This window comes from Parvibaculum sedimenti (assembly GCF_009184905.1).
Lineage (GTDB): Bacteria > Pseudomonadota > Alphaproteobacteria > Parvibaculales > Parvibaculaceae > Parvibaculum > Parvibaculum sedimenti.
Map to the genome: position 1 here is coordinate 12,603 of NZ_WESC01000002.1, position 23,629 is coordinate 36,231.

Sequence of the window (23,629 nt, forward strand, 5' to 3'; positions counted from 1 at the left end):
CGCATGGGGAGACGGGAGACCGGGATGCTGCGAAAAGTCTTCTTCAGCCTTCTCGTCCTGATCGGGCTTCCGGCCGCGGCCGCCTACCAGCTCTGGCCTTCAGCCTGGACCATCAACGCGCCGATGCCCAATGATGTTCTCAACTGGGGCACGGACGCGGCGCCCGAACGGACGTTGCGCGAGAAACTGCATCTGCCCGACGGGTTTCAGGTCAACCGCTATGCGGTCGGACTCGGACAGGCGCGCATCATGCGTTGGACGAGCGGCGGCGACCTTCTGATCTCGATCCCGCGCAAGGGCGAGATCGCGCTGATCGGCCGCGACACCAAGAAGACGGGACGTGGTGGCGCAATCCGCGCGCTGCTCACCGGCCTCGACCGCCCGCACGGCATCGAAATCCACGGAGGCTATCTCTATGTCGCCGAGACCGACGCAATCCTGCGCGTTCCCTTCGACGAGGCCACGGGCAAGCTCACGGGCGTCGTCGAGCGCATCATCACCGGCCTTCCCGCCGACGGAAACCACTGGTCGCGCACGCTGCGCATGGGGCCTGATGGCTGGATGTATGTGAGTGTCGGGTCGTCCTGCAATGTTTGCATCGAAAAAGACAATCGCCGCGCCGCGATCCTGCGCTTCCGCCCGGACGACAAGGTCGCCGAAATCTACGCCGAGGGCTTGCGCAACACAGTGGGCTTCGACTGGGACGCGCGAGGCCGGATGTGGGGCGTGGACAACGGGCGCGACCTGCTGGGCGACGATCTGCCGCCCGAAGAACTGAACCTTATCGAGCAGGGCAAATTCTATGGATGGCCGTTCCGCTATGGGAACAACGTGCCCGACCCCGATTTCGGCCAGACCCCCGATCCGCGTGTTGCCAGCGCCGTACCGCCTGCCTATGGCTTCCCCGCACATATGGCGCCGCTATCGGTCAAGTTCATTCACGGCCCTGTGCCGGGCCTTCGGAACGACGCACTGGTGACGCTGCACGGCTCCTGGAACCGCTCACAGAAGCAAGGCTACCAGATCATGTCCGTGCATTGGGCGGCGGACGGCACCATCACCGCCGCCCCTTTCATAACGGGCTTCCTGCAGGATCAGAACGTGCTCGGCCGCCCCGTCGACACAACCGAAGGACCGGACGGCGCAATCTATGTCTCTGATGATTATGCGGGCGTCATTTATCGTGTGAGCTACGGCGCGGCGACACCCTCACCCACTGAACCCGCAATGCCCGCCCCGGCGCGGGCGACGCCGCCCGTCGTGCCCGTGCCCATTGCGCCACAGCCAAAAGCCGAGCAAGAGCCGGAGAATTCCGGCGAAACGCTGCCGGCCCGCGAGGTGCTGCACGGAGAGGCCCTGTTCGACACGGAGGGCTGCAGGAGCTGCCACGGCGGCGACAGGCCGCTCGCGCCGCTGAAAGACATCGTCGCCCGCTACAACCGCGAGGACATTGCCCGGCTGCTAGTGACACCGCCGGCCGCCATGCCCCGCTTTTCGCAGCTGAAAGAGGATGAACGCATGGCCATCGCGGCCTATGTTCTCGCCACATACGAATGAGGGAGCTAGAGTGAAGGTTCGGTTGGTCTTGCTTCCAGCGAGGTCCGTCGCATTTGTCCGACATGCATATCGAAGAATTTCCATGGGCCGCGCCGCATGAGCTGTTTCATGCGTTCGCAGACGAGGCTTTCGCGCTCTTTCTCGACAGTGCGACGGCGGCGCCTGGCCGCGACCCGGCGCTGCATGGGCACTGGAGTTTCATCGCGCTCGATCCTTTCGAAACCATGGTCTGGCGCGAAAGCGACGGAGGCTCGCCCTTCGCGCTGCTGAGGGAACGGATGACCACGCGCAAAGCGCCAGCCCATCCGAACCTTCCGCCTTTCACCGGGGGCGCCGCCGGCTTCTTCGGCTACGATCTCGGCCGGACATTGGAGCACCCGCGCGTGACGCCGCGCGCGGTGGACGACCAGCATCTTCCCGTTATGGCACTCGGCTTCTACGACACTGTTCTCGCCTTCGATCATGCCGAGCATCGCGCATGGCTCGTCGCACCCAGTTCCGAACGCGCCAACGCCTTGCGGAAGCGCCTCACGCCGGCGACGGCGCCAGTGCCGCATCGCGTTCGCGCGGCGGCAATGCTGCGCGCGAACTTCACGCGCGACGCATATGAACGCGCGGTGGCGAAGGTGGTCGACTACATTTACGCGGGCGATATTTTCCAGGCGAACATCTCGCAGCGTTTCGAAACGCGGCTCGCCGATGGCGACACGCCTTATGATCTCTATCTGCGCCTGCGCGAAGCGAGCCCCGCACCCTTCGCTTCCTTTTTCAATTTTGGCGAAGGCGCGATCGTTTCCTCCTCGCCCGAACGCTTTCTTTTGACACGCAACGGCGAGGTCGAGACAAAGCCGATCAAGGGAACGCGTCCGCGAGGGACGACGCTCGAAGAAGACGCGAAGCTCGCCGCCGATCTTCTCTCGTCTGAAAAGGATCGCGCGGAAAACGTGATGATCGTCGACCTGTTGCGCAACGATATCAGCCGCGTCTGTGAGGATGGCAGCGTGACGGTCGAGAAGCTTTGCGCGCTGGAAAGCTTCGCGCAGGTGCATCATCTTGTTTCAACAGTGCGCGGCAGACTTCGGCAAGGAGAAACCCATGTCGATCTTCTCGCCGCCTGTTTCCCCGGCGGCTCGATCACCGGAGCGCCGAAGCTCCGCGCCATGGAGATCATCGCAGAGCTCGAACCGACGACGCGCGGCCCCTATTGCGGCGCCATCGGCTATCTCGGTTTCAACGGCGCGATGGACACATCGATCGCCATTCGCACTATGGTGACGAAAGGCGATCGCATTACCTTCCAGGCGGGCGGCGGCATCACGGCGGATAGCGACCCCGCCACCGAATATGAGGAAACGCTGACCAAGGCGCGCGGCATGGCACGCGCGCTCGGCCTCGAAATCGCGGGCGCACCGGAGGAGGTCGGCGCATGATCCTCCTGATCGACAATTACGACAGCTTCGTCCACAACCTCGCCCGCTATGTCGGCGAGTTGGGCTATGAGCGTGAAGTCGTCCGCAACGATGCGATCACGGTCGGGGAAGCACTTGCCCGCGAACCGGAAGCGATCATTCTTTCGCCCGGCCCCTGCGGCCCGGACGAGGCAGGCATCTCCGTCGCGCTCGCCCGCGCGGCAGCCGAAGCGCATGTGCCGCTTCTCGGCGTCTGCCTCGGTCATCAATGCATCGCCGCTGCCTTTGGCGGCACGGTGCGGCGCACGGCGCCCATGCATGGCAAACCCGCCAGGATCCGGCATGACGGGACGGGGATATTCCGCAAGGTGCCAAGCCCCTTCACCGCCGCGCGCTATCACTCGCTGGTGGCCAATCTCGCCGAAGAAGGCCCGCTTCGCGCGACGGCGCATAGTGAAGACGGAACGCTGATGGCGCTCGCCCACACCCAGGCGCCGATCCACGGCGTGCAGTTCCACCCTGAATCCGTGCTCACCGAACACGGCCATTTGTTGCTCGCGAATTTCCTGAATGCGGATGCCGGAATGGCGGCAAGGAGGCGCGCATGATCGTCTGGCTCAATGGAGAACTTCTCGACGAGGGTGACGCGCGGATCGACGTTCGCGACCGCGGCTTCCTTCTGGGCGACGCTCTCTTCGAAACGCTGTTGGCACGGCGCGGCCGCATCGCCTTTCTCGACGCCCATGTCGTGCGGCTGGCGGCGGGCGCAAACATTCTCGGCATACCCGTGCCCGTTTCGACGGGGTTGCTCGCGATTGCCTGCGAAATGCTGCTCGAGGCGAATGGCTTGAGCGACGAGCCGCGCGTGGCGCTCCGCATCACGCTGTCGCGCGGGCCGGGACCGCGCGGTCTGGTGCCGCCGGAAAATCCGATCCCGACGCTTCTGATCACCGCCGTCGAAAGCCCTCCACCGCCCGCGTCTCTTACGGCAATCGTGGCGACGCCGCGCCGCAATGCGCTTTCACCCGTCTCGCGCCTCAAGGCCGTGCCCTATCTCGACAATGTGCTGGCGCGCGAGGAAGCCCGGGCCCGCGGCGCCGACGAGGCGCTGATGCTCGACACCTCGGGCTATCTCTCCTGCGCGAGCGTCGCCAATGTCTTTCTCTGGGAGGGCGAGAAACTCGTCACGCCTGCGGAAGAATGCGGCATCCTGCCAGGTGTAACCCGAGCCGCCGTCATCGACCTTGCTGTCCGGCTCGGGATCGAACTCGTCGAGGACATGATCATGCCGCAGCGCCTCGCCCGCGCCTCAGGCATCTTCCTCACCAACAGCCTCATGGGGCTGGTGCCGCTTTCGCGCATCGAAACGAACGAGCTTGCGCCCCATCGAATGACCGGGCGCCTGCAGGCAGCTTACGAACTTCTCCTCGAAGTCGAGGAAGAAGAGGCCGACGAGTTTTGACTGAAGTGCGATCCGCAAACATGTTTGCGGTTCTGAGATCAAGTCGCGCTCAATCAAATCCTATTCGTTGACCGAGAAGTCGCGCCGTGCCGAGGTGATGGTGACGGTGAAGCCCGCAATCACATCGAGCAGCGTGAGCATCACGATCAGGAAGAAGTCCGACGTGCCGAACTGCGGCAGCACGATGAACTCGACCACGGCAACCAGCAGCACCAGCATCGACAATCCGTGATTGACGATGGTGAGCGTGCCGGTGCGCGTCGCGTTGATGATCTCGAGGAAAAGCAGCACCAGGCCGAAGATGAGAATGATGTCGCCGACATTGACGGTCCAGACCGCGCCCGAAATCAGCGCGATGGAAAACACGCCCGTTTCCAGCGTGGCGCCGCTGATGAATACGACGACGTTGTAGGCAATGACGACGAGCGCCATGAGCGGCAGCGATCCGAGCATTGACTAAATCCCCCCCGTTGGTCGCCGAACGCCCCCCGCTCGGCCAAGATGCGTGCCAATATAGCACAGACAGGGGAAATTGCCCCTGCCTTCCGGGCTTGGCGGGCGGGAGACCCCATGTTTGGATGGCGCAGATTTTGGTTGGCACAGATAAAGCAGACAAAAATGCAGAAACGCGACGGAGGGGACGGCAAATGAGGGCAACGAACGGGGCTTTTGCCCAGAGCTACGCCGAGGCGCGGGCGCGCTTCCTTGCTGCCGCCGAGGCGGCCGGGGCGAGGCTGACAAGCGAGGCCCATCCCTTGCGAGGCCCGGATGGCGGGGCGCTCGCCATCGATACCGCGTTCATCGGCCCTGCCGACGCGCCGAAGCTCCTCGCCATGACCTCCGGTACGCATGGCATCGAGGGCTATACGGGCTCCGCCATCCAGTCGAAGCTGCTCGAGGAAGGGTTGGGCGAGCGGCTCCCCGCCGACACGGCGCTTCTTTTCATCCACGCGGTCAATCCCTGGGGCTTCGCGCATGGACGGCGGGTCAACGAGGACAATATCGACCTCAACCGCAATTTCGCAGCCCCACCCTTTCCCGAAAACGCGGGCTACGCCCTTCTCCACAACGCGCTGGTGCCCCGCGAATGGACCGAGGAGACGCGCGCGAAGTCACGCGCGGCGCAGAGCGAATTCATCCGTACACATGGGCTCGGAGCCTTTGTCGCCGCGCTCAGCACAGGCCAATACACGCATCCCGATGGGCTCTTCTACGGGGGCCGGGACCCAAGCTGGTCGAACCGCGTCATGCGTGGCATTTTCGAGCGCGAATTCCTGACGCGACAGACGCTTGCCTTCATCGACATTCATACCGGCCTCGGCGAGCGCGGCGCGGGCGAACTTCTCTGTACCGAAGCGCCGGGTCATCCAGTCTTTGAACTTGGTGTCAAATGGATGGGGCCCGATGTGCGCTCGACCAGTGCCGGCACATCGGTTTCGGCGGATGTGCGCGGCACGATGAAGGGCGCATTGATCGACCTTCTCGCCTCGGACGGCAAGCAGCGTCAGACCATGGCGATCTCTATCGAATATGGCACCGTGCCGCAGGATCGCGTGGGCGCGGCGCTTCAGGCCGATAACTGGCTCTACCGGCATGGCGACCCGGAAAGCCCGCAGGGCCGCGAAATCGCGCGGGAGATGCGCGCGGTCTTCCTCGTCGAGGAAGCGGACTGGGCCGAGACGATCCACGAACAGGCGGCCCGCCATGTCGACAATGCCCTAAAAGGGCTTGCGAGCAGCTAGAACGACAAAGGCGCCGGCGGTTTCCCGCTGGCGCCCTGAACGTCGATCCGCCCCCGGAGGGACGAACGAAATCAGATGTCGGACTTGATCAGATGTCGGACTTGGGCTTCAGAATCTGCTTGCCGCGATACATGCCGCTCTTCAGATCGACATGGTGCGGACGATGAAGCTCACCCGAATCCGGGTTCTCGACATAGGTCGGCTGCTTCAGCGCATCGGCCGAACGGCGCATGCCGCGCTTCGACGGGGAAGTCTTCCTTTTGGGGACGGCCATTTCTCGGGTCTCCGGTCTGGCAATGCCTGAACCCCGGGGCTCGCGACCCGCTTGGGACCGGCTCTTGGGCAAGGCTTGTGAAATCGCATTGGCCCGCTCGCCCGGGAGGGCAACGGCCATTGGCGGGCCTTATACAGGCAAAGCGGGCCGAAAGTCTACGGGCTTCGGCAGAGGATTTTGGCCCCCTCGCGCCGGCCACCGCCTAGCGCGTAGCGACCACCGGGCATTGGGCCGCCGAAAAGCCGGCCCGGCCGCAGGCCGCGCGAGCTTCGCGCTCGCTGACGAAATTCCCCATTCTGACCCTGTGGAATGTGCCATCGCCCTTCAGCTTGACCGTATTGATCTTGAGCTTGTTGTCCCGTTCGAGGGCCGGGTAACGCTGGGCCACGTCGAGGTAGCGCCGCGTCGCCTGGTCGATGGAGCCATAAGAGCCCAGCGGCACATAATAGCGCCCGACCGGCTGCGTTTTCCGCGCGGGCTTCTCCGCGATGGAGCCGGTAACGATATCTGCGTTCGGGTCTTGAGCGACCGCGGCCACGCGATCATGGCGCACCCGGCCATGCTGCTCGCGCTGGTAGACGAAAAGCGCGATGCAAGCCGCGATCAGAAGAAGCCAGAACAGCTCATTTCTGCGTGTACGCCCCATGGCTCATTCTCCCTGCTGTCGAAATCCGCAGGAAGAATGGAACCATAGGGTTAATTTGTGTTTAATTATGGCACATCGCGAACCGGCTCAACGGGCGAGAACCTGCGCCGCCGGCACATAGGGAACACCTATCGCGTCCGAAACGGCCTGATAGGTGATCTGGCCCTTGTAGACATTAAGGCCGGCCAGCAGGTGCGGATTGTCGGAAAGCGCCTTCGCATAGCCCTTGTCGGCGAGCGCCAGCGTGAAGGGCAAGGTCGCGTTGTTGAGCGCGAAGGTCGAGGTCCGCGCCACGGCACCGGGCATGTTCGCCACACAGTAATGGACGACGTCATGCAGGACGTAGGTCGGCTCGGCATGGGTCGTCGGATGCGAGGTTGCGAAGCAGCCGCCCTGGTCGATGGCGATGTCGACGAGGACGGAGCCCTTCTTCATATTTTTCACCATCTCTTCCGAGACGAGCTTCGGCGCCGCGGCACCCGGCACCAGCACCGCGCCGATGACGAGATCGGCGCCCAGCACATGCTCCTCGATGGCATCGACCGTCGAGTAGATGGTGTTGAGGCTCGGGCCGAACCGCGTGTCGAGTTCGTAAAGGCGATGCAGATTGAGATCGATGACGGTGACATGCGCCTCGAGGCCCATGGCCATGCGCGCCGCATTGGTGCCGGAAACGCCACCGCCAAGAATAACGACCTTCGCAGCGGGAACGCCCGGCACACCGCCGAGAAGCTGCCCGCGGCCGCCCTGCGCAATCTCGAGACAATGCGCGCCAGCCTGGATCGACATGCGGCCCGCGACTTCGGACATCGGCGCGAGCAGCGGGAGACCGCCCCGCGCGTCGGTCACCGTTTCATAGGCAATTGCAACAACGCCAGATTTCATCAGTCCGCGCGCCTGTTCCGGATCTGGCGCGAGATGGAGATAAGTGAAGAGCACCTGGCCTTCGCGGAGCTGCTTCCACTCCGATTCCTGCGGCTCCTTCACTTTCACGATCATGTCGGCGCTGGCGAAAATCTCTTCCGCCGTGTCGATGAGCTTCGCACCAGCCGCCACATATTGTTCATCGAGAAGGCCGATGGCGAAGCCTGCGCCCTTCTGCACCAGAACCTCGTGTCCGTGGAAGACTGCCTCGCGCACGGCAGATGGCGTCATGCCGACGCGGTATTCGTGGACCTTGATTTCCTTGGGAACACCGATGCGCATGGAGGCCTCTCACTGGTTCGGGACGGCGAGACGCCGTCGTTTCAGATTGAATCTACCGCCGCACCAACGGCCTTCCAATATCCTCAAACGGTTAAATCTCGCGTGTGTGTTTAATATAATAACCAGTGCCTCGCCATATGACGGCGCAGACGCACATTTTCGTGACAGAGATTGCCCATATATTAAACAGCGTGAAGCCTCTCGACCACGTGCTAGAAAAAGACATGACACATATTTTCGATGAAGCTCTGCGCGAAAAAATCGCATCCCGACTGTCAGACTTCGAGCGCAAGGCACATGAAGGGAGCGGCCTCAAACGCGCCGCTGTAGCCATCGCCATCGCGCCGCATGACGAGGGCGCGAGTTTCCTGCTGACACGCCGCGCGCCGCGCCTCAACGCGCATGCGGGGCAATGGGCCCTGCCGGGCGGACGGCTCGACGCGGGCGAGACGGCAACCGAAGCAGCGATTCGCGAACTCAAAGAGGAAATTTCGCTCAGTGTTGGGAAAGAAGCCGTACTCGGTGCGCTCGACGATTATCCGACGCGATCCGGCTATGTCATCACGCCCGTTGTCGTCTGGGCAAAAAACACCGGGGCGATGAAACCCAATCCGGGCGAGGTCGAGTCGATCCACCGCTTTCATCTCTCTGAACTCGAAAGACCGGATTCGCCGGTCTTCCTCACGATTCCCGAAAGCGAACGTCCGGTGATCCGGCTCCTTCTCGGAGAAAGCCATGTACATGCGCCGACGGCAGCCATGCTCTACCAGTTCCGGGAAGTGGCACTAGGCGGACGGGCCACACGCGTCGCACATCTCGAGCAGCCTGTCTGGGCCTGGAAGTAAATCCCCTCAGGCCGCGCGCATGGCGCCATTGTGGCCGTCGTGCCAGCTCTCATACGCAAAGTGGATGAGAGCGTTCACCGCAGGCTCGACCAGCGCGACGCTCGCCGCGAGGGCGGCCTGACCCGTCAGCGCATAGGCGACGGCCAGTCCAACGAAGAAATGGACAACCGAGAAGGCAACGGCTTTTCTGGCGGCACGCATGATGAACGCTCCTCTGTTCGGCTTTTGTTGCGAACTATTATCATTTAAATCTAGGGGCGCCCCTTGTCAAGGGCGGGCCGCAAAGGCAGGGTTTCGGCGGAAATGACCATTTCGGAACTGCCAGCGCGAGGCGCAAGATGATCAAAATACCTCTCCGCCTTCCGTCCATCGCCGCAGCGCTGCTGCTCGCGTCGGGTAGCGCCGAGGCCCATACCGGCATGGGCAGCGCCAGCGGCTTCGTCCACGGCTTCGCGCATCCGATCAGCGGCATCGACCATGTTCTGGCGATGGTGGCGGTCGGGCTCTTCGCCGCCCATCTCGGCGGGCGGGCGCTCTGGCTCGTGCCGCTTTCCTTCGCATCGATGATGATTGTGGGCGGCGCACTGGGAATGACGGGATTTCATATCCCCTTCGTCGAATTCGGAATCGGACTTTCCATCGTCGTGCTTGGGGCCGCCATTGCATTCAGCCTCGACACCCCGACCTCGGCAGCGATGGCGGTGGTCGGCTTCTTCGCGGTTTTCCACGGCCATGCGCATGGCGCGGAGATGCCGGAAACCGCCTCGGGCTTCGAATATGGATTGGGCTTCGTCCTCGCGACGGTGGCCCTCCACGGCCTCGGCATCGGACTTGGTCTCGCGCTCGGTGGAATGAACCATGTCCACAGCCCCCGCATCCTTCGCCTCGGAGGAGGCGCCATGGCGCTTTGCGGCATCGCCATTCTCGCGGGCCACATCTAGGTCGGACGAGAAATCACGCGGTCAGGCGGCTCCGCCAGAATGGCTTGAGAAGCTCCAGAACGACCAGTGTGCCGATACCCCCGAGAGCCGCCACCGCCAGATCGTCGGCATGAAGCGGACCGAAGCGGAAGAGGTCGCGCGCCGGCGGCCAGAAGAGAGTGACCGCGAGGACGGCACCCACTGCCGCCATTTCGAGCCAGAGCGCCCTGTTATGCGCCCTGAGCGCGCCCAGAAGCGAGGTGCTGAAGGAACGGTTGGCGAAAATGAGCGAGATATTGGTCAACACCAGCGTGACGAAAGTGACGGCCCGCACTTCCGGCTCGCTCATGCCCCGACTCAGGGCAAGCGCATAGCTGGCCATGATGACGCCAAGCGCGAGAAACCCCTGAACAAGGCTCCAGACGACAAGGCTGCTGGAAAATAGCGGGCTGTTCCGATCACGCGGCTTGCGGCTCATCACATTGGGCTCCTCCTCTTCGGCCTCAAAAACTACGGAGCAGACCGGATCGATGACCATTTCGAGAAAGGCGATATGGATCGGCGTAAGAATGAGCGGTCCACCGAAGATGAGCGGCACGATCGCGACGCCGGCAATGGGCACATGGACGGCGAGGATATAGCCCATGGCCTTGCGGATATTGTCGTAGATGCGGCGGCCAAGCCGCACCGTCTTCACCATCGAGGCAAAATCGTCGTCCAGCAAAACGATCGCCGCCGCCTCGCGCGCGACGTCGGTGCCGCGTCCGCCCATGGCGATGCCGATATGCGCGGCCTTGAGCGCCGGCGCGTCGTTCACGCCATCGCCCGTCATGGCGACAATCTCGTTATTGGCCTTGAGCGCCTGAACGATGCGGAGCTTCTGCTCGGGCAGGATGCGGGCGAAAACAGTCGCATGGCGCACATGCTCACGCAGCGCCTTGTCGTCGAGTTGGTCGATCTCGGCGCCTGTCAGCACATCGCCGACATCGAGCCCAGCCTCCTCGGCGATGCTGCGGGCCGTCGCCGGATAGTCGCCCGTAATCATGGCGACGCGGATGCCTGCCGCGCGGCATTCGCGCACGGCCTGCTTCGCTTCGGGACGCAAGGGATCGGCAAGACCGACAAGACCGGCAAAGCGCACGGAGAGGTCGAAGGGCGACGATGGCATAGGCCCGTCATGTTCACCTTCCGCAAGTCCCAGAACGCGCATGCCCTTTGCCGCCATGTCGTCAACGGAGCGGTGGATCGCGGCGACCTCCTCCTCCGGCAATTTGCAGAGCTTCGCGATCGCTTCCGGCGCACCCTTGGCGGCAATGATGTAACCGGGTCTGTCCGGCGCCTTCCAGATTTGAGTGACCGCCAGAAGTTCCGAGGAAAGACCGAAGCCCTGTTCGAGCGTCCAGTCGCCATCCGGCGTCGCGAGCGCATGGAACGCCTTTTCCATCGGATCGAAAGGTTCCTGCGCGCTGGCGAGCACACCGAGATCGAGCAACCGCTTCAGCGGCGCGGGCACTTCTTCTCCGTCCATGTGATAGACGAAATCGCCGACGCGCAGTTCCGCCACCGTCATGCGGTTCTGCGTCAGTGTGCCCGTCTTGTCGGTGCAGAGAACCGTGGTCGCGCCCAGTGTTTCGATGGCCGAGGCGCGGCGCGTCAGCACACGGGCGCGCGAAATGCGCCACGAGCCCATCACCATGAAGACAGTGAGGACGAGCGGAATTTCCTCCGGCAGCATCGACATGCTGATGGCGATGCCAGCGAGAAGACCGCCGAGCCAATCATGCCGCGTCAGCGCATAAAGAACGACGACGGCGGAGGCAAGAAGACCGCCGATGATCGCAAAGCCACGCACCAGCGATCCCGTCTGTGCGCGAAGTGGCGGCTCTTCAGTCTCAATACCGCCGAGCGCTGTACCGATCTTGCCGATCTCGCTCAAGGGACCGGTCGCGACGACTTCGCCAGTCCCCTGCCCATGCACAAGGAGCGTGCCGGAAAAGACGAAGGGCAGATCCTCGCCGCCTGGACGAACTACCTCGACCTCGCGACTCGACGCGATCTTGCGCACGGGCGCCGATTCGCCGGTGAGCAGCGACTCATCAACCAGCAGCTCGCTTGCCGAAATCATCCGCATATCCGCGGGCACGCGGTCACCTTCCGCCAGCATGACGATATCGCCGCGCACCACGTCGCGCCCGGCTATGCGTTTTGCGTGGCCGTCGCGGATGACCAGCGCGCGCGGACTGGTGAGATCGCGCAAGGCTTCGATCACACGCTCGCTGCGCGTTTCCTGAATGACGGCGATGGAAATGGAAAGGGAGGCGAAGCAGAGGAGGATGAGCGCCTCTTCATGATCGCCAAGTATGAGGTAAATGACGCCCGCGCCGAGAAGCAGGCCGAACATCGGCTCGCGCACCACATCGAAGGCAATGCGGAATACGGTCCGCTTGTCGGGCTGCGGCAGGAGATTGGGCCCTTCCGCCTTGAGCCTTGCGGCGGCCTCAGTCTCCGAAAGCCCCTGAGGCCCCTTCCCTTCCTGCATAGGTGCCGCCCTCATCTTTCCGAATATGGACCGGAAGTCTGCACATCCGGTCCATGCTCGGCAATCCTTGCGACGGGTGCTTCAGCGCTGCACCATCTTCAGGGCTTCCTCGGCGAACTTCTTCGCGCCCTGGCCATCGCCTTCCTGCAGCGTCTTGAGATCGACGGGGATCGCAATGCCCTTCTGCGCGGCCGGGCGCGCGGCGATCGCCTCTACCCAGCGGCTCAGATGCGGCAGGTCGTCGATTTCAACTCCGGACCATTTATGCGTTCGCACCCAGGACCAGTTGGCAATATCGGCGATCGAATAATCGCCCGCGAGATATTCATGCTCCTTCAGACGCCCGTCGAGCACGGTGAAGAGGCGCTTTGTCTCGTTCTGATAGCGGTCGATAGCGGCTTGAATCTTTTCAGGGAAATATCGGAAGAAGACATTGGCCTGCCCCATCATCGGCCCGATGCCGCCCATCTGGAACATCAACCACTGAATGACCAGCGACCGGCCCTTCGCATCGGTCGGCATCAACCTGCCGGTTTTTTCGGCAAGATAGATCAGAATCGCGCCCGATTCGAATACCGCGAAGTTATCCGCGTCGCGATCCACGATCGCCGGGATACGCCCGTTCGGGCAGATCTTCAGGAACCACTCTTCCTTCTGCTCATTCTTGGACAGGCTGATCGGATGAACCTCGTAAGGCAGGGCCAGTTCCTCAAGCGCAATCGAGGCTTTCCAGCCATTTGGCGTCGAGGCGGTATAGAGATCGATCATTTGTTTCCTCCCGGTCATTTCGATCAGGCAGCATATCTCGTGATGCGCCGACGATGCGACAAGAGCTTTTGTGCGGCCCAGCCTTGCCTTGATCCAAAAACCATTGAAGACTGATCGGGCTCCCGGCACGCGCCTTGCTGGGCTCGGCTCGACACCATCATCTCGCGGGACGACAAAGCATCATGGCCTTAATGGAACAAACCAAGTCCGCACCAGTCTCTGACGCCGGAATTGGAAAGCCGATCATCGAGATCAAGAATGTCTCGAAAATCTTCCCTGGAGGCATGAAGGCAGTCGATGACGTGAACCTGACGGTCGGACGCGGCGAGTTCTTCGCGCTGCTCGGGCCCTCCGGCTGCGGGAAGACCACGCTTCTGCGCATGCTCGCAGGTTTCGAAACACCGACCAGCGGACAGGTTCTGATCGACGGCCACGACATGGCGACCGTCGCCCCGAACAAGCGGCCTGTGAACATGGTCTTCCAGTCCTATGCCGTGTTCCCCCACATGTCGGTCGAAAAGAATGTCGGCTATGGCCTGCGGATGGACGGACGGCCGAACTCGGAAATCAAGCAGCGCGTCGAGGAAGCACTCGAACTCGTCAAGCTGGGCGGCTTCGGCAAGCGCATGCCGAACGAAATGTCTGGCGGCCAGCGGCAGCGCGTCGCGCTCGCCCGCGCCCTCGTCAAGCGCCCCTCGGTGCTCCTGCTCGACGAGCCGCTCTCCGCGCTCGACGCGAAACTCCGCGAGGCGATGCAGCTCGAACTGGTGCATCTGCAGGCGACCGTCGGCATCACCTTCGTCATCGTCACACATGACCAGTCGGAAGCGCTGTCGATGGCCAACCGCATAGCGGTCATGAATGCCGGCAAGGTACGCCAGGTGGCAAGCCCGGCGCAGCTTTACGAATATCCCAATAGCCGCTTCGTTGCGGATTTCATCGGCAAGATCAATCTCATCAACGCCAAGGCCACGCGCAACGGAGAAAACCGCGTGAAGGTCGAGGCGCCGAATATCGGCGAGCTTGACCTTGCCGGCAATGTCGAGGGCGACGTGGGGCTGGCCATCAGGCCGGAAAAGATTTTCGTTTCTGAGACGAAGCCGGAAAATCCGGACCTCGTCATCGTGCGCGGCGAAGTGGGCGAGGTCGCCTATTACGGCAGCTTCAGCAATGTCTTCTTCCATATTGGTGGGGGCACAACGCTGCTCGCCGATATCGGTAACATCTCGCGCGACATCGAGGAATTCACGTTCAAGAGGGACGAGAAATACTGGCTCTACTGGAAGAAAGGCGACACGCTGGTGCTGGGCGCCTGAGCGCCCGGCCGCACTTCAACCCTCGCTACTGTCCTCATCGAGCATTCCGCTCTCGCTCACTCGCGTCATTTCCCGAATGAGCTTCTCCGTGCGCAGAATCGGCAGGATCTCGTTGACGAGACGAATGCCACGCGCCGCGAGTTCCGCTGCCTCCTGCGAGCCGATGCGGCTGGCAAGATTGCGATAGAACAGCGAGACTTCGTATTTGGCGACAGCATCCATCATCTGCACATAGATACGGAAATGCTCGTTCCGGTACGAGGCCTCCTCATCGGTAAACCCCGCAGCGCGGCATTCGCCGATAAGTTCGACGAGGCGTACATTGCGCCGATTCAGCCATTCGCCATCTTCCCGGGCATCGATCGTTACATAACCGAAGCTCGCGAGATCACGAATATCGTCAATGCCGATATTCGTCTGTGCACAGACATCATCGAGCTTTTGCGGAGCATGACTGATAGATTCACTGAGAAGCGGGCCCACATTCTTTTCGAGCCCGACAAATGCCTCGAGCTCGCGCGACCGGCCTTCCGCATGGGCCTCGACGAGGGTCTTGATGATGCTGAGAGGCAGAAAGCGCTCTTGCTGTAGCTTGCGGATAAGTTTCAGCCGCGCGACATGCTCGCGCCCATAGGTCGCAACATTGCGCTTCGGCCGCTCCGGCTCGGGCAGCAGCCCCTCCCGGATATAAAAGCGAATGGTCTCACGCCCTACCCCGGTCTCCCGCTCCAGCTCCTTCATCTTCATTCGCAAATCGGCACCCCTCCGTAGACCATTTGCGTACAGTCTACCAAATATCGTCCGAGGTGGGACTGCATAATAAGCAAGAAAGAAAAGCGAACGGTGCCAAGCCAACAAAAAAGGGCGGAGCATTAAGCTCCGCCCTTCCGCATGCATACAAATGATGCTTTTAGAGGCGCTCGACGATCGTCACATTGGCGAGGCCGCCACCTTCGCACATGGTCTGGAGACCATAGCGCTTGCCACGAGCATGGAGCGCATGGATGAGCGTCGCCATGAGCTTCGCACCTGAACCGCCGAGCGGGTGGCCGAGCGCGATGGCGCCGCCATTCACGTTGAGCTTCTCCGGATCGGCGCCCGTCTGCTGCAGCCAGGCAACCGGGACCGACGCGAAGGCTTCGTTGACCTCATAAAGATCGATATCCTCGATCTTCATGCCGGCCTTCTTCAGCGCCTGCAGCGTGCCCGGGATCGGCGCTTCGAGCATGATGACCGGATCGCCGCCAACCACCGTCATGTGGTGGATGCGCGCGAGCGGCTTCACGCCGAGCTGCTTCAGGCCCTTCTCGTTGACGACGAGGACGCCCGAGGCGCCGTCGCAGATCTGGCTCGAGCTGGCAGCCGTCAGCGCGCCGCCTTCGACGAGAAGCTTCACGCCCTTGATCGCCTCAAGGCTCGCGTCATAGCGGATGCCTTCGTCGGCCTTGTGGATTTCCTTGTTGCCTTCCGCGGTCGTGACTTCGAGCGGCACGATCTCGTTGTTGAAAGCGCCGGCCTGTGTCGCGGCAATCGCCTTCTGGTGGCTCTTGAAGGCGAACTCGTCGAGCACGTCCTTCGTCAGGCCGTACTTCTTCGCCATCATTTCGGCGCCGGTGAACTGGTTGAACTGGATGCCAGGGTACTTGTGCTGAAGTTCCGGGCTCATATAAATGCCGAAGCCGTTCTTCGCCGGAAGCGAGATCGGAAGACCCATCGGAACGCGCGTCATGCTTTCGACGCCGCCCGCGACGACGATGTCCATCGCGCCCGACATCACGGCCTGCGCGGCAAAGTGGATCGCCTGCTGCGAGGAGCCGCACTGACGGTCGACCGACGTGCCCGGAACGCTTTCGGGAAGCTTCGATGCCATGACGACGTTACGCGCGACATTCATGCCCTGCTCGCCGGCCTGACCGACGCAACCCCAGATCGCGTCTTCGACGAGGGCCGGATCGATGCCCGTGCGATCGACGAGCGCGTTGACGACCTGCGCGCCGAGATCGACGGGGTGCCAATCCTTCAGTTTGCCGCCCTTGCGGCCACCGGCGGTGCGTGCCGCCGCTACGATATAAGCTTCAGCCATGGTGAACTCCCTGTGAGAACCGATCGTTCGCCGTCAAAGGCTTTCGACCGGGTGTTACGAAATATGGTTTCGCCTGGCCGCCAGACCGGACATGCGGGAACGCTTGTTCACCGCGCAGGGTCTGCGCCGCCACTCCTCATTCCCATATCGTGCCGAAAAGCCAATATCCAAGCCAATTTTATGGGCAAGCCATCTTGACGTAGGGGAACGGCGGCTGCGTCACCCCGCTCCCTGCTGCTCAAATTTGCGCAGACCCGAACGAAGCGCCAGACCGCCGCCATGGAACAAATGAGAACACGCAAATGAGAACGGGGGCCGTCGGCCCCCGTCATATTTTCACATTGTCGCTGACGCGAATTTCAGTCGCGCTTGAAGATGCGCGCGGCGATCGCCCGCACACGCACCTGCCGCCCCTCACGCACCTCACCCACCTCGAAAAGCTCGCGCGGCACTTCCGCTTCGATGGGCTCCGCACGGCCCTCGACATCGAGTTCGATCGTCACCGAAGCGCCGAAGGGCCGGACCGCGCGAACCGTCGCGGGCGCGCCACCCGGCTGATCGCGCGAGACGATCTCGAGTTCGTGGCCACGCACATATGCCACCGCCGGGCCGTCGCGATAGGTCTCACCATCCGGCACCGGCAGCACGCTGCCCAGCACTTCCGCTTCGCCATCCTTGAGCACGGTGTCGACGCGCGTGACATTGCCCAGAAACTCGCAGACGAAAGGCGTCGCCGGATCATCATAAATTTCGCTCGGCGTTCCGATCTGATCGATCTGGCCTCGACTCATGATGACGACGCGGTCGGCGAGCTCCAGCGCCTCTTCCTGATCATGTGTGACAAAAATCGTGGTGAGGCCCGTCTCATGGTGAATCTGGCGGAGCCAGCGGCGCAGATCCTTGCGGACCTTAGCGTCGAGCGCGCCGAAAGGCTCGTCAAGCAGCAGAACGGTCGGCTCGATGGCGAGAGCGCGGGCGAGCGCTACGCGCTGCCGCTGGCCGCCCGAGAGCTGGCTCGGGAAGCGCTTGTCGAGCCCCTGAAGCTGCACCAGCTCAAGCAAACGACGTACACGCCGCGCGATCTCGCGCTCGCGTGGACGCTCGGCCCGGGGCCGTACCCGCAGGCCGAAGGCGATGTTGTCGAACACCGTCATGTGCCGGAAGAGTGCGTATTGCTGGAAGACGAATCCGACGCGCCGCTCGCGCAGGCTGAGATTTGTCGCATCGACGCCGTGAAAGTGGATGCGTCCTTCATCCGGCGACGAAAGACCGGCAATGGCGCGCAGAAGCGTCGTCTTGCCCGAGCCCGACGGCCCGAGCAACGCCAGAAGCTCGCCCGGCCGAACGGTAAGCGAAACGCCATTGAGAGCCGCGAAGCTGCCGAAGCTCTTGCGCAGATCCTCGACGTCGATGCGCACGGGCGACTGGTTCGGTCGCGCGTCGTCGCGCGTATCACGTTGTTCCGTCGTCACGCGATCAGTGCCCCCCCGCCGCGGCAAGCTCACGACCGTAGCGCCATTCGAGGACGGTCTTGAGAACGAGGGTGACGAGCGCGAGGAGAGCCAGAAGCGAGGCAACCGCAAAGGCTGCAACGAAATTGTACTCATTGTAGAGAATCTCCACATGAAGCGGCATGGTGTTGGTGAGGCCGCGAATATGTCCGGACACGACCGAGACGGCACCGAATTCGCCCATGGCGCGCGCATTGCAGAGCAGCACGCCATAAAGCAGCGCCCATTTCACATTCGGAAGCGTAACGCTCCAGAAGGTGCGGAAACCGCCGGCGCCGAGCGACAGCGCGGCTTCCTCATCGTCATTGCCTTGCGCCTGCATGATTGGAATGAGCTGACGCGCGACGAAGGGAAAGGTAACGAAGATCGTTGCAAGCACGATGCCCGGCACGGCAAAGATGATCTGGATGTGATGCGCAACGAGCCACGGCCCCAAAAAGCCCTGCGCGCCGAAAAGCAGCACATAGACAAGACCCGAGATAACGGGCGAGACCGAGAAGGGAAGATCGATCAGGGTGATCAGAAAGCTCTTCGCCGGAAACTCGAACTTCGCAATGGCCCATGAGGCAGCAAGCCCGAAGACAACATTGGCTGGAACCGCGATCGCGGAAACGATGAGCGTGAGCCGGATGGCCGACAACGCATCGGGTTCGATCAGCGCGGCAAAATAGGCCTGAAGCCCATGGCGCAGCGCCTCAACGAAGACGACAACGAGCGGCAGGACGAGAAAGGCAGCAAGATAGACTATCGCCAATCCGATGAGCGTCCACTTGGCGAGCGGGCTCTCGCTGATCGGCGATCCGGCTTCTCTCTTTGTGTTATCGGCCATGATCTTTCCTCAGCTCGCAAAGCCGGTGCGCCGCCTGCTCCAGGCCTGCAGCAGATTGACGATCAGAAGAACAATGAAGGAAAGCAACAGCATGACCGTCGCGACCGCTGTCGCCCCGCCATAGTTGAATTCTTCGAGTCTGATGATGATGAGCAGCGGCGCGATCTCGGACTTGTAGGGAAGATTGCCCGCAATGAAGATGATCGAACCATATTCACCGACCGCGCGTGCGAAGGCGAGCGCGAAGCCGGTGAGCAGCGGCGGCAGCAGCGCCGGAAAGATCACACGCAAGACAGTCTGGAAGCGCGTCGCTCCGAGCGTGGCGGCCGCTTCCTCGAGTTCGGGTTCAAGATCGTTGAGGACCGGCTGCAGCGTGCGCACGACGAAAGGAAGGCCGATGAAGACACAGGCGACGACAACGCCGAGCGGCGTGAAGGCGACCCTGATTCCGACATCGGCAAGAAGCGAGCCGATCCATCCATTCGGCGCATATAGCGCGGCGAGCGCAAGGCCCGAAACAGCGGTCGGCAAAGCGAAAGGAAGATCGATCGCGGCGTCGACGAGTCGCCGTCCGGGAAAGCTGTAACGCACCAGTACCCAGGCGACGAGAAGTCCGGCAATCGCATTGACCGCGGCGCCGGCCAGCGCCGCCCCGAAGCTGAGCTTCAGGGCGGCCACTGTTCTCTCATCGGAAGCGAGTTCCCAGAAACCCGACCAGCCAAGACCCGCCGACCGGATGAAGACGCCTGCGAGCGGAATGAGCACGATGAGCCCGAGATAGGCCATCGAGAAGCCGAGGGTCAGGCCGAAGCCGGGCATCACCGAAGGTGCCCGTCGCGGCAATCGCTCTGTCAAAATGGCAAGGCTCATGGCAGAACACTCACACGGTCATTCAATGGGTCGACAGATTTACCAGATAACGCCGAGGCGCGTAACGATTGGGTCGCCCTCGCTCTTCACGCTGGATTTTTTGGCGTCGAAGCACACGCCATCCACAAGAAAGCATAGGTAATTGTTTGGGCACGAGTTGAGCCCGACGCTGTAATTGTCTTCCGCGCCTCCATTCGAAAGCGGGAAGGATTCCTTCGGCTCGAGCCGTGTTCGAAAATCGATCGAGCGGAAAGGTGAAGTGAGCAGCGCGGCTCGTCAGGGCCTGTAGATCTGGTCGAAGATGCCGCCGTCGCCGAAATAGAGTTTCTGTGCCTTGCGCCAGCCGCCGAACTTCCCGTCGATGGTCACGAGTTCAATGGCAGGAAAGCGCGCGAGATCTTTTGGGTCGGCAGCCGCGGTATCGCGCGGGCGATAGAAATTCGCAGCGGCGAGCTTCTGCGCCTGGGGCGTGTAGAGAAACCTCAGATAGGCCTCCGCCACCTTGCGCGTGCCGTTGCTGTCGGCGTTGTCATCGATCAGGGCGACGGGCGGTTCGGTGAGAATGGAGATCGACGGATAGACGACCTCGAACTGGTCCGGGAACTGCTTCAGGATCAGATAGGATTCATTTTCCCAGTTGATCAGCACGTCGCCAAGGCCACGCTGCGCGAAAGTCGTCGTCGAACCGCGGGCGCCGGTATCGAGCACGGGCACGTTCTTGTAGAGAGCGGTGATGAATTCCCGGATCTTCGCCTGGTCGCCGCCGAATGCCTTGTCGGCATAGGCCCAGGCAGCGAGGAAGTTCCAGCGCGCTCCGCCCGAGGTCTTCGGATTCGGCGTGATGACGGCGACGCCCGGCTTCACCAGATCGTTCCAATCCTTGATGCCCTTGGGGTTACCCTTGCGCACGACGAAATTGATCGTCGAGGTATAGGGCGAGCTGTTGTTCGGAAGACGCGATTGCCAGCTGATTGGCAACTTGCCGCTCAGCGCCGCGATCTGGTCGATATCCGCCGCAAGTGCCAGCGTGACCACATCCGCGGACAGACCGTCGATCACGGCGCGGGCCTGCTTGCCGGACCCGCCATGCGACTGACGAATGTTGACGGTCTCGCCGGTCTTCGCCTTCCAGTCGGCGGCGAACTCCTTGTTCACAGCCTCATAGAGCTCACGTGTCGGATCGTAGGAAACATTGAGCAGAGTTGTATCGGCGCGCACTTCGAACGCCGATGCGATGAGGAGGAGCAAAGCGCCGAGAAGCAGCGCCGCTTTTTTCGACAAGGTATCGAGGGTCATGATCGGTCCTCTCTGTCGGCATGAGAATACTTGGCCATTCGGGGTTTGCGTAACCGTTGGAACTCGCCGCCATTCATGACGGCGAGATTCCGGCCCCGGCATGTGAAGGGGAAACTCTTCAAAATCCACTTTCATTTCGATCAAATCACTAGAGTTAAATGTCAAAATTTTTTACTCAGGTTGTGAGCGACTCGGCATGTGCTGCCCCGCGGCGAGCCTGCTCCAGCGTCAGACCGTCGAGAATCTCGGCGGCGGAATCGCGCACCTGGCGCATCGCACGGCGGATGGCGCAGGCCTTTTCGTCCGCGCAATCGACACAGCGGCGGTAGCGCGTGAGGCTCGCGCAGGGAATGGGCGCGAGCGGGCCATCCATGATCCGCACGATCTGCCCGAAGGTGATCGTGTCAGCCGGTTTTGCCAGCGTATAGCCGCCATGCTTGCCACGATGGCTATGCACGAGCCCCTGCTTGCGCAGTTCCAGCAGGATCAGCTCGAGAAACTTGCGAGGTACGTTCTGCTGCTCGGCGATATCGCCGGCCTGCAGCAGTTCCCCGTTTTCCTGGTTGGCGAGAGCGAGCATGGCTTTGAGTGCGTATTTGGCTTTTTGCGAAAGCATTTTGTCTATCTGTCTAATAGGTAGTTAAACGCGATCCACGATGTCAACCAGATATTTACACTAATTGGCAGGAATCACTGTTTAATTACAGTTTATATTTGTTGTTTTACAGAAGCTCTTGTGTCTCTATCGACCCAGTCGATTATGACAAAAGCGACGGCATTCCGAAACCAGCGATAAATCACCGGATTTCAGAATGCCGAAAGGACGTCGATATAGCAGTGGAGCCTCAGGCGGGCGAAGTACCGGACGCGAGATAAGCGTTCCAGGCCGCGAGGAGATTCCTCGCCTCTCCCCTGCCAAACACATAGCGGTCCGGGCGAACGAGTACGGCCTCGGAATCCGCGAGCGTGGATTTAACCCGATCGCCTTCATCCAGAAGAGAAGGATCGGAGAGCGCCATGGCAAAGCCCCCTCCGGCGCGGAAAGAAGACGCAGCCGCCTCGCCGCCGTCGCGGAAGAGAAGGATAGGCGCGAGGCCTGCGACATCGTCAAGCCTCTTTCGACCTTCGCCAGTTTCGAGCCAAGGCTCAGGGAAGATGGTGCCAGCCAGCACATCGCCGCGCTGGACGCCGCTCGCGAGCCCGATCGTATCGGGCATCACCACAAACCGCTCGCCTTCCGGCTTCGATAGCATGTCGCGGTCGCGGGCGGCCGCCTCCTTTTCATTCTGCGTACAGACGACTTTGCCCATGAAAACCGCCATCTCCGTGATGGCCCGCACATGCGGCTCGCGCTCCGCCTGATAGGTATCCAGCAACGCCTCGTCTGCACGCCCCTGAAGAACAGCAGCGAGTTTCCATGCGAGGTTGGCGGCATCGCGCGTGCCGGAGCAAAGCCCCTGCCCGAGAAAGGGCGGCATCTGGTGCGCCGCATCACCCGCAAGCATCACGCGCCCCTTACGCCATTCCTTCGCGATGACGGCATGGAAGCGATAGACGGCGCGGCGGTCGATCTCGACGGAGGCCGGATCGACGAATGGCCCGAGCAGATCGTCGATGAATTCGTCGCCGACGACCTCTTCCGGCGTTTCGCCCGGACGCAGCATGAATTCCCAGCGATGTCGGCCCGGTGACATCGGCACGGAGGTGACGGGACGCCGGGGATCGCAATGCTGCAATCCGATGGTGGTGAGGCGTTCACGCCCATCTTTCAGACGGGCATCGATCACGAGCCACGGCTCGTCGAAACCCATGTCGTCAAGCTCGATGCGCGCGATGCGCCGCACAATGCTCTGCCCGCCATCGCAACCGATGAGATATTTAGCCTCGACGTCATAGGCGCCGTGTGGCCCCGCAATCCCGGCAATGACGCCATCGTCGCTCGCGCTATAGGACGTGAGCGCATGACCGAGCCTCGCCGAAACGCCTGAAATCTCACCAAGCCGCGCGCGCAGCGCATGTTCGAGAGTCGGTTGATGAAACATGGAGCTTTGTGGAAAGCCCGTCGCGGTCGTGACCTCGCCCGGCTTGAAACCCATCAGTAACGAGCCATCGCGCGAGCGGAACTCATAGGCCGAAAGTGGCTGGCTCGCCTGTGACACCGCCTCGGCGCCGCCGGCCAGATGGAGAAGACGCATGGTTTCGTGGTCGAGATGCGCCGCGCGCGGCATCGGATAGACGCTCGTGTCGCGATCGATCGCCATCACCGAGATGCCGAGACGACCGAGATAAACCGCGAGAGCCGCCCCCACCGGACCGAGCCCAGAAATCAGCACATCGGTCTTTTCCATTTTCTTCC

At 62.0% G+C, this 23,629-nt stretch carries 23 protein-coding genes; 8 read left to right on the forward strand and 15 right to left on the reverse strand.

Going from position 1 to position 23,629, the window contains the following annotated elements; all coding sequences use genetic code 11:
- Positions 1-24: 24 nt before the first annotated feature.
- The 4 genes from F2P47_RS01965 (at position 25) to F2P47_RS01980 (ending at position 4,428) form a co-directional block, all read left to right on the forward strand.
- A complete protein-coding gene (locus tag F2P47_RS01965) occupies positions 25-1,557 on the forward strand; it encodes a DUF7133 domain-containing protein (RefSeq protein WP_185680894.1) in 1,533 nt (510 codons plus the stop codon).
- A 62-nt stretch (positions 1,558-1,619) separates the two neighbouring features.
- On the forward strand, positions 1,620-2,987 hold the full coding sequence (pabB, locus tag F2P47_RS01970; RefSeq protein ID WP_152214774.1) for an aminodeoxychorismate synthase component I: 1,368 nt from the start codon (positions 1,620-1,622) through the stop codon (positions 2,985-2,987).
- Positions 2,984-3,574: an anthranilate synthase component II gene (locus F2P47_RS01975; RefSeq protein ID WP_152214489.1), complete on the forward strand. Its 591-nt coding sequence runs from the start codon at positions 2,984-2,986 to the stop codon at positions 3,572-3,574. The genes pabB and F2P47_RS01975 overlap by 4 nt, the downstream gene beginning before the upstream one ends.
- Positions 3,571-4,428, forward strand: a complete 858-nt coding sequence (locus F2P47_RS01980) for an aminotransferase class IV (protein ID WP_152214490.1) — start codon at positions 3,571-3,573, stop codon at positions 4,426-4,428. Before F2P47_RS01975 ends, F2P47_RS01980 begins: the two co-directional genes overlap by 4 nt.
- Positions 4,429-4,488: 60 nt before the next feature.
- On the opposite strand, the gene F2P47_RS01985 is transcribed toward F2P47_RS01980, so the two are convergent.
- On the reverse strand, positions 4,489-4,881 hold the full coding sequence (locus tag F2P47_RS01985; RefSeq protein WP_152214491.1) for a hypothetical protein: 393 nt from the start codon (positions 4,879-4,881) through the stop codon (positions 4,489-4,491).
- A 194-nt stretch (positions 4,882-5,075) separates the two neighbouring features.
- On the opposite strand from F2P47_RS01985, the gene F2P47_RS01990 reads away from it, so the two are divergent.
- Entirely contained in the window at positions 5,076-6,170 is a 1,095-nt protein-coding gene (locus tag F2P47_RS01990) for a M14 family metallopeptidase (protein WP_185680895.1), read from the forward strand.
- 88 nt (positions 6,171-6,258) lie between these two features.
- Here F2P47_RS01990 and rpmF read toward each other — a convergent pair whose 3' ends face one another.
- The 3 genes from rpmF to ald all read right to left on the reverse strand — a co-directional run bounded on the left by rpmF (position 6,259) and on the right by ald (position 8,296).
- The gene (gene rpmF, locus F2P47_RS01995) at positions 6,259-6,444 is read right to left on the reverse strand and encodes a 50S ribosomal protein L32 (RefSeq protein ID WP_152214493.1); all 186 of its coding nucleotides are present in this window, start codon (positions 6,442-6,444) and stop codon (positions 6,259-6,261) included.
- 202 nt (positions 6,445-6,646) lie between these two features.
- The gene (locus F2P47_RS02000; RefSeq protein ID WP_152214494.1) at positions 6,647-7,090 is read right to left on the reverse strand and encodes an SPOR domain-containing protein; all 444 of its coding nucleotides are present in this window, start codon (positions 7,088-7,090) and stop codon (positions 6,647-6,649) included.
- A gap of 87 nt (positions 7,091-7,177) precedes the next feature.
- Positions 7,178-8,296 (reverse strand): alanine dehydrogenase, encoded by a 1,119-nt coding sequence (gene ald, locus F2P47_RS02005; RefSeq protein ID WP_152214495.1) that lies wholly within the window; start codon positions 8,294-8,296, stop codon positions 7,178-7,180.
- 224 nt (positions 8,297-8,520) lie between these two features.
- Here ald and F2P47_RS02010 point away from each other — a divergent pair, with 224 nt between their 5' ends.
- Positions 8,521-9,141, forward strand: coding sequence for an NUDIX hydrolase (locus F2P47_RS02010; protein ID WP_152214496.1), 621 nt, complete (start codon positions 8,521-8,523; stop codon positions 9,139-9,141).
- A 6-nt stretch (positions 9,142-9,147) separates the two neighbouring features.
- On the opposite strand, the gene F2P47_RS02015 is transcribed toward F2P47_RS02010, so the two are convergent.
- Positions 9,148-9,342 (reverse strand): DUF2061 domain-containing protein, encoded by a 195-nt coding sequence (locus F2P47_RS02015; protein ID WP_152214497.1) that lies wholly within the window; start codon positions 9,340-9,342, stop codon positions 9,148-9,150.
- Positions 9,343-9,479: 137 nt separating this feature from the next.
- Here F2P47_RS02015 and F2P47_RS02020 point away from each other — a divergent pair, with 137 nt between their 5' ends.
- Positions 9,480-10,082, forward strand: coding sequence for a HupE/UreJ family protein (locus tag F2P47_RS02020; RefSeq protein ID WP_152214498.1), 603 nt, complete (start codon positions 9,480-9,482; stop codon positions 10,080-10,082).
- Positions 10,083-10,095: 13 nt separating this feature from the next.
- Here the strand turns inward: F2P47_RS02020 and F2P47_RS02025 are convergent, their stop codons facing one another.
- Both F2P47_RS02025 and F2P47_RS02030 read right to left on the reverse strand, forming a co-directional pair.
- Positions 10,096-12,600, reverse strand: coding sequence for a cation-translocating P-type ATPase (locus tag F2P47_RS02025; protein ID WP_152214499.1), 2,505 nt, complete (start codon positions 12,598-12,600; stop codon positions 10,096-10,098).
- Positions 12,601-12,681: 81 nt separating this feature from the next.
- On the reverse strand, positions 12,682-13,368 hold the full coding sequence (locus F2P47_RS02030; protein WP_152214500.1) for a glutathione S-transferase family protein: 687 nt from the start codon (positions 13,366-13,368) through the stop codon (positions 12,682-12,684).
- 191 nt (positions 13,369-13,559) lie between these two features.
- Here F2P47_RS02030 and F2P47_RS02035 point away from each other — a divergent pair, with 191 nt between their 5' ends.
- Complete coding sequence (locus F2P47_RS02035; RefSeq protein ID WP_152214501.1) at positions 13,560-14,684, forward strand: ABC transporter ATP-binding protein; 1,125 nt, start codon at positions 13,560-13,562, stop codon at positions 14,682-14,684.
- A gap of 15 nt (positions 14,685-14,699) precedes the next feature.
- Here F2P47_RS02035 and F2P47_RS02040 read toward each other — a convergent pair whose 3' ends face one another.
- From F2P47_RS02040 to F2P47_RS02075, 8 genes are all read right to left on the reverse strand, one after another.
- Entirely contained in the window at positions 14,700-15,431 is a 732-nt protein-coding gene (locus F2P47_RS02040; RefSeq protein ID WP_185680896.1) for a MerR family transcriptional regulator, read from the reverse strand.
- 163 nt (positions 15,432-15,594) lie between these two features.
- A complete protein-coding gene (locus F2P47_RS02045; RefSeq protein ID WP_152214503.1) occupies positions 15,595-16,767 on the reverse strand; it encodes an acetyl-CoA C-acetyltransferase in 1,173 nt (390 codons plus the stop codon).
- 359 nt (positions 16,768-17,126) lie between these two features.
- Positions 17,127-18,185: a sulfate/molybdate ABC transporter ATP-binding protein gene (locus F2P47_RS02050; RefSeq protein WP_152214775.1), complete on the reverse strand. Its 1,059-nt coding sequence runs from the start codon at positions 18,183-18,185 to the stop codon at positions 17,127-17,129.
- Positions 18,186-18,243: 58 nt separating this feature from the next.
- Complete coding sequence (gene cysW, locus F2P47_RS02055) at positions 18,244-19,107, reverse strand: sulfate ABC transporter permease subunit CysW (protein WP_152214504.1); 864 nt, start codon at positions 19,105-19,107, stop codon at positions 18,244-18,246.
- Between the two features lie 9 nt (positions 19,108-19,116).
- On the reverse strand, positions 19,117-19,977 hold the full coding sequence (gene cysT, locus F2P47_RS02060; RefSeq protein ID WP_152214505.1) for a sulfate ABC transporter permease subunit CysT: 861 nt from the start codon (positions 19,975-19,977) through the stop codon (positions 19,117-19,119).
- 276 nt (positions 19,978-20,253) lie between these two features.
- Entirely contained in the window at positions 20,254-21,273 is a 1,020-nt protein-coding gene (locus F2P47_RS02065) for a sulfate ABC transporter substrate-binding protein (RefSeq protein WP_152214506.1), read from the reverse strand.
- Between the two features lie 175 nt (positions 21,274-21,448).
- Complete coding sequence (locus tag F2P47_RS02070) at positions 21,449-21,889, reverse strand: RrF2 family transcriptional regulator (RefSeq protein WP_152214507.1); 441 nt, start codon at positions 21,887-21,889, stop codon at positions 21,449-21,451.
- A gap of 229 nt (positions 21,890-22,118) precedes the next feature.
- Positions 22,119-23,621: a bifunctional 3-(3-hydroxy-phenyl)propionate/3-hydroxycinnamic acid hydroxylase gene (locus F2P47_RS02075; RefSeq protein WP_152214508.1), complete on the reverse strand. Its 1,503-nt coding sequence runs from the start codon at positions 23,619-23,621 to the stop codon at positions 22,119-22,121.
- Positions 23,622-23,629 lie beyond the last annotated feature (8 nt).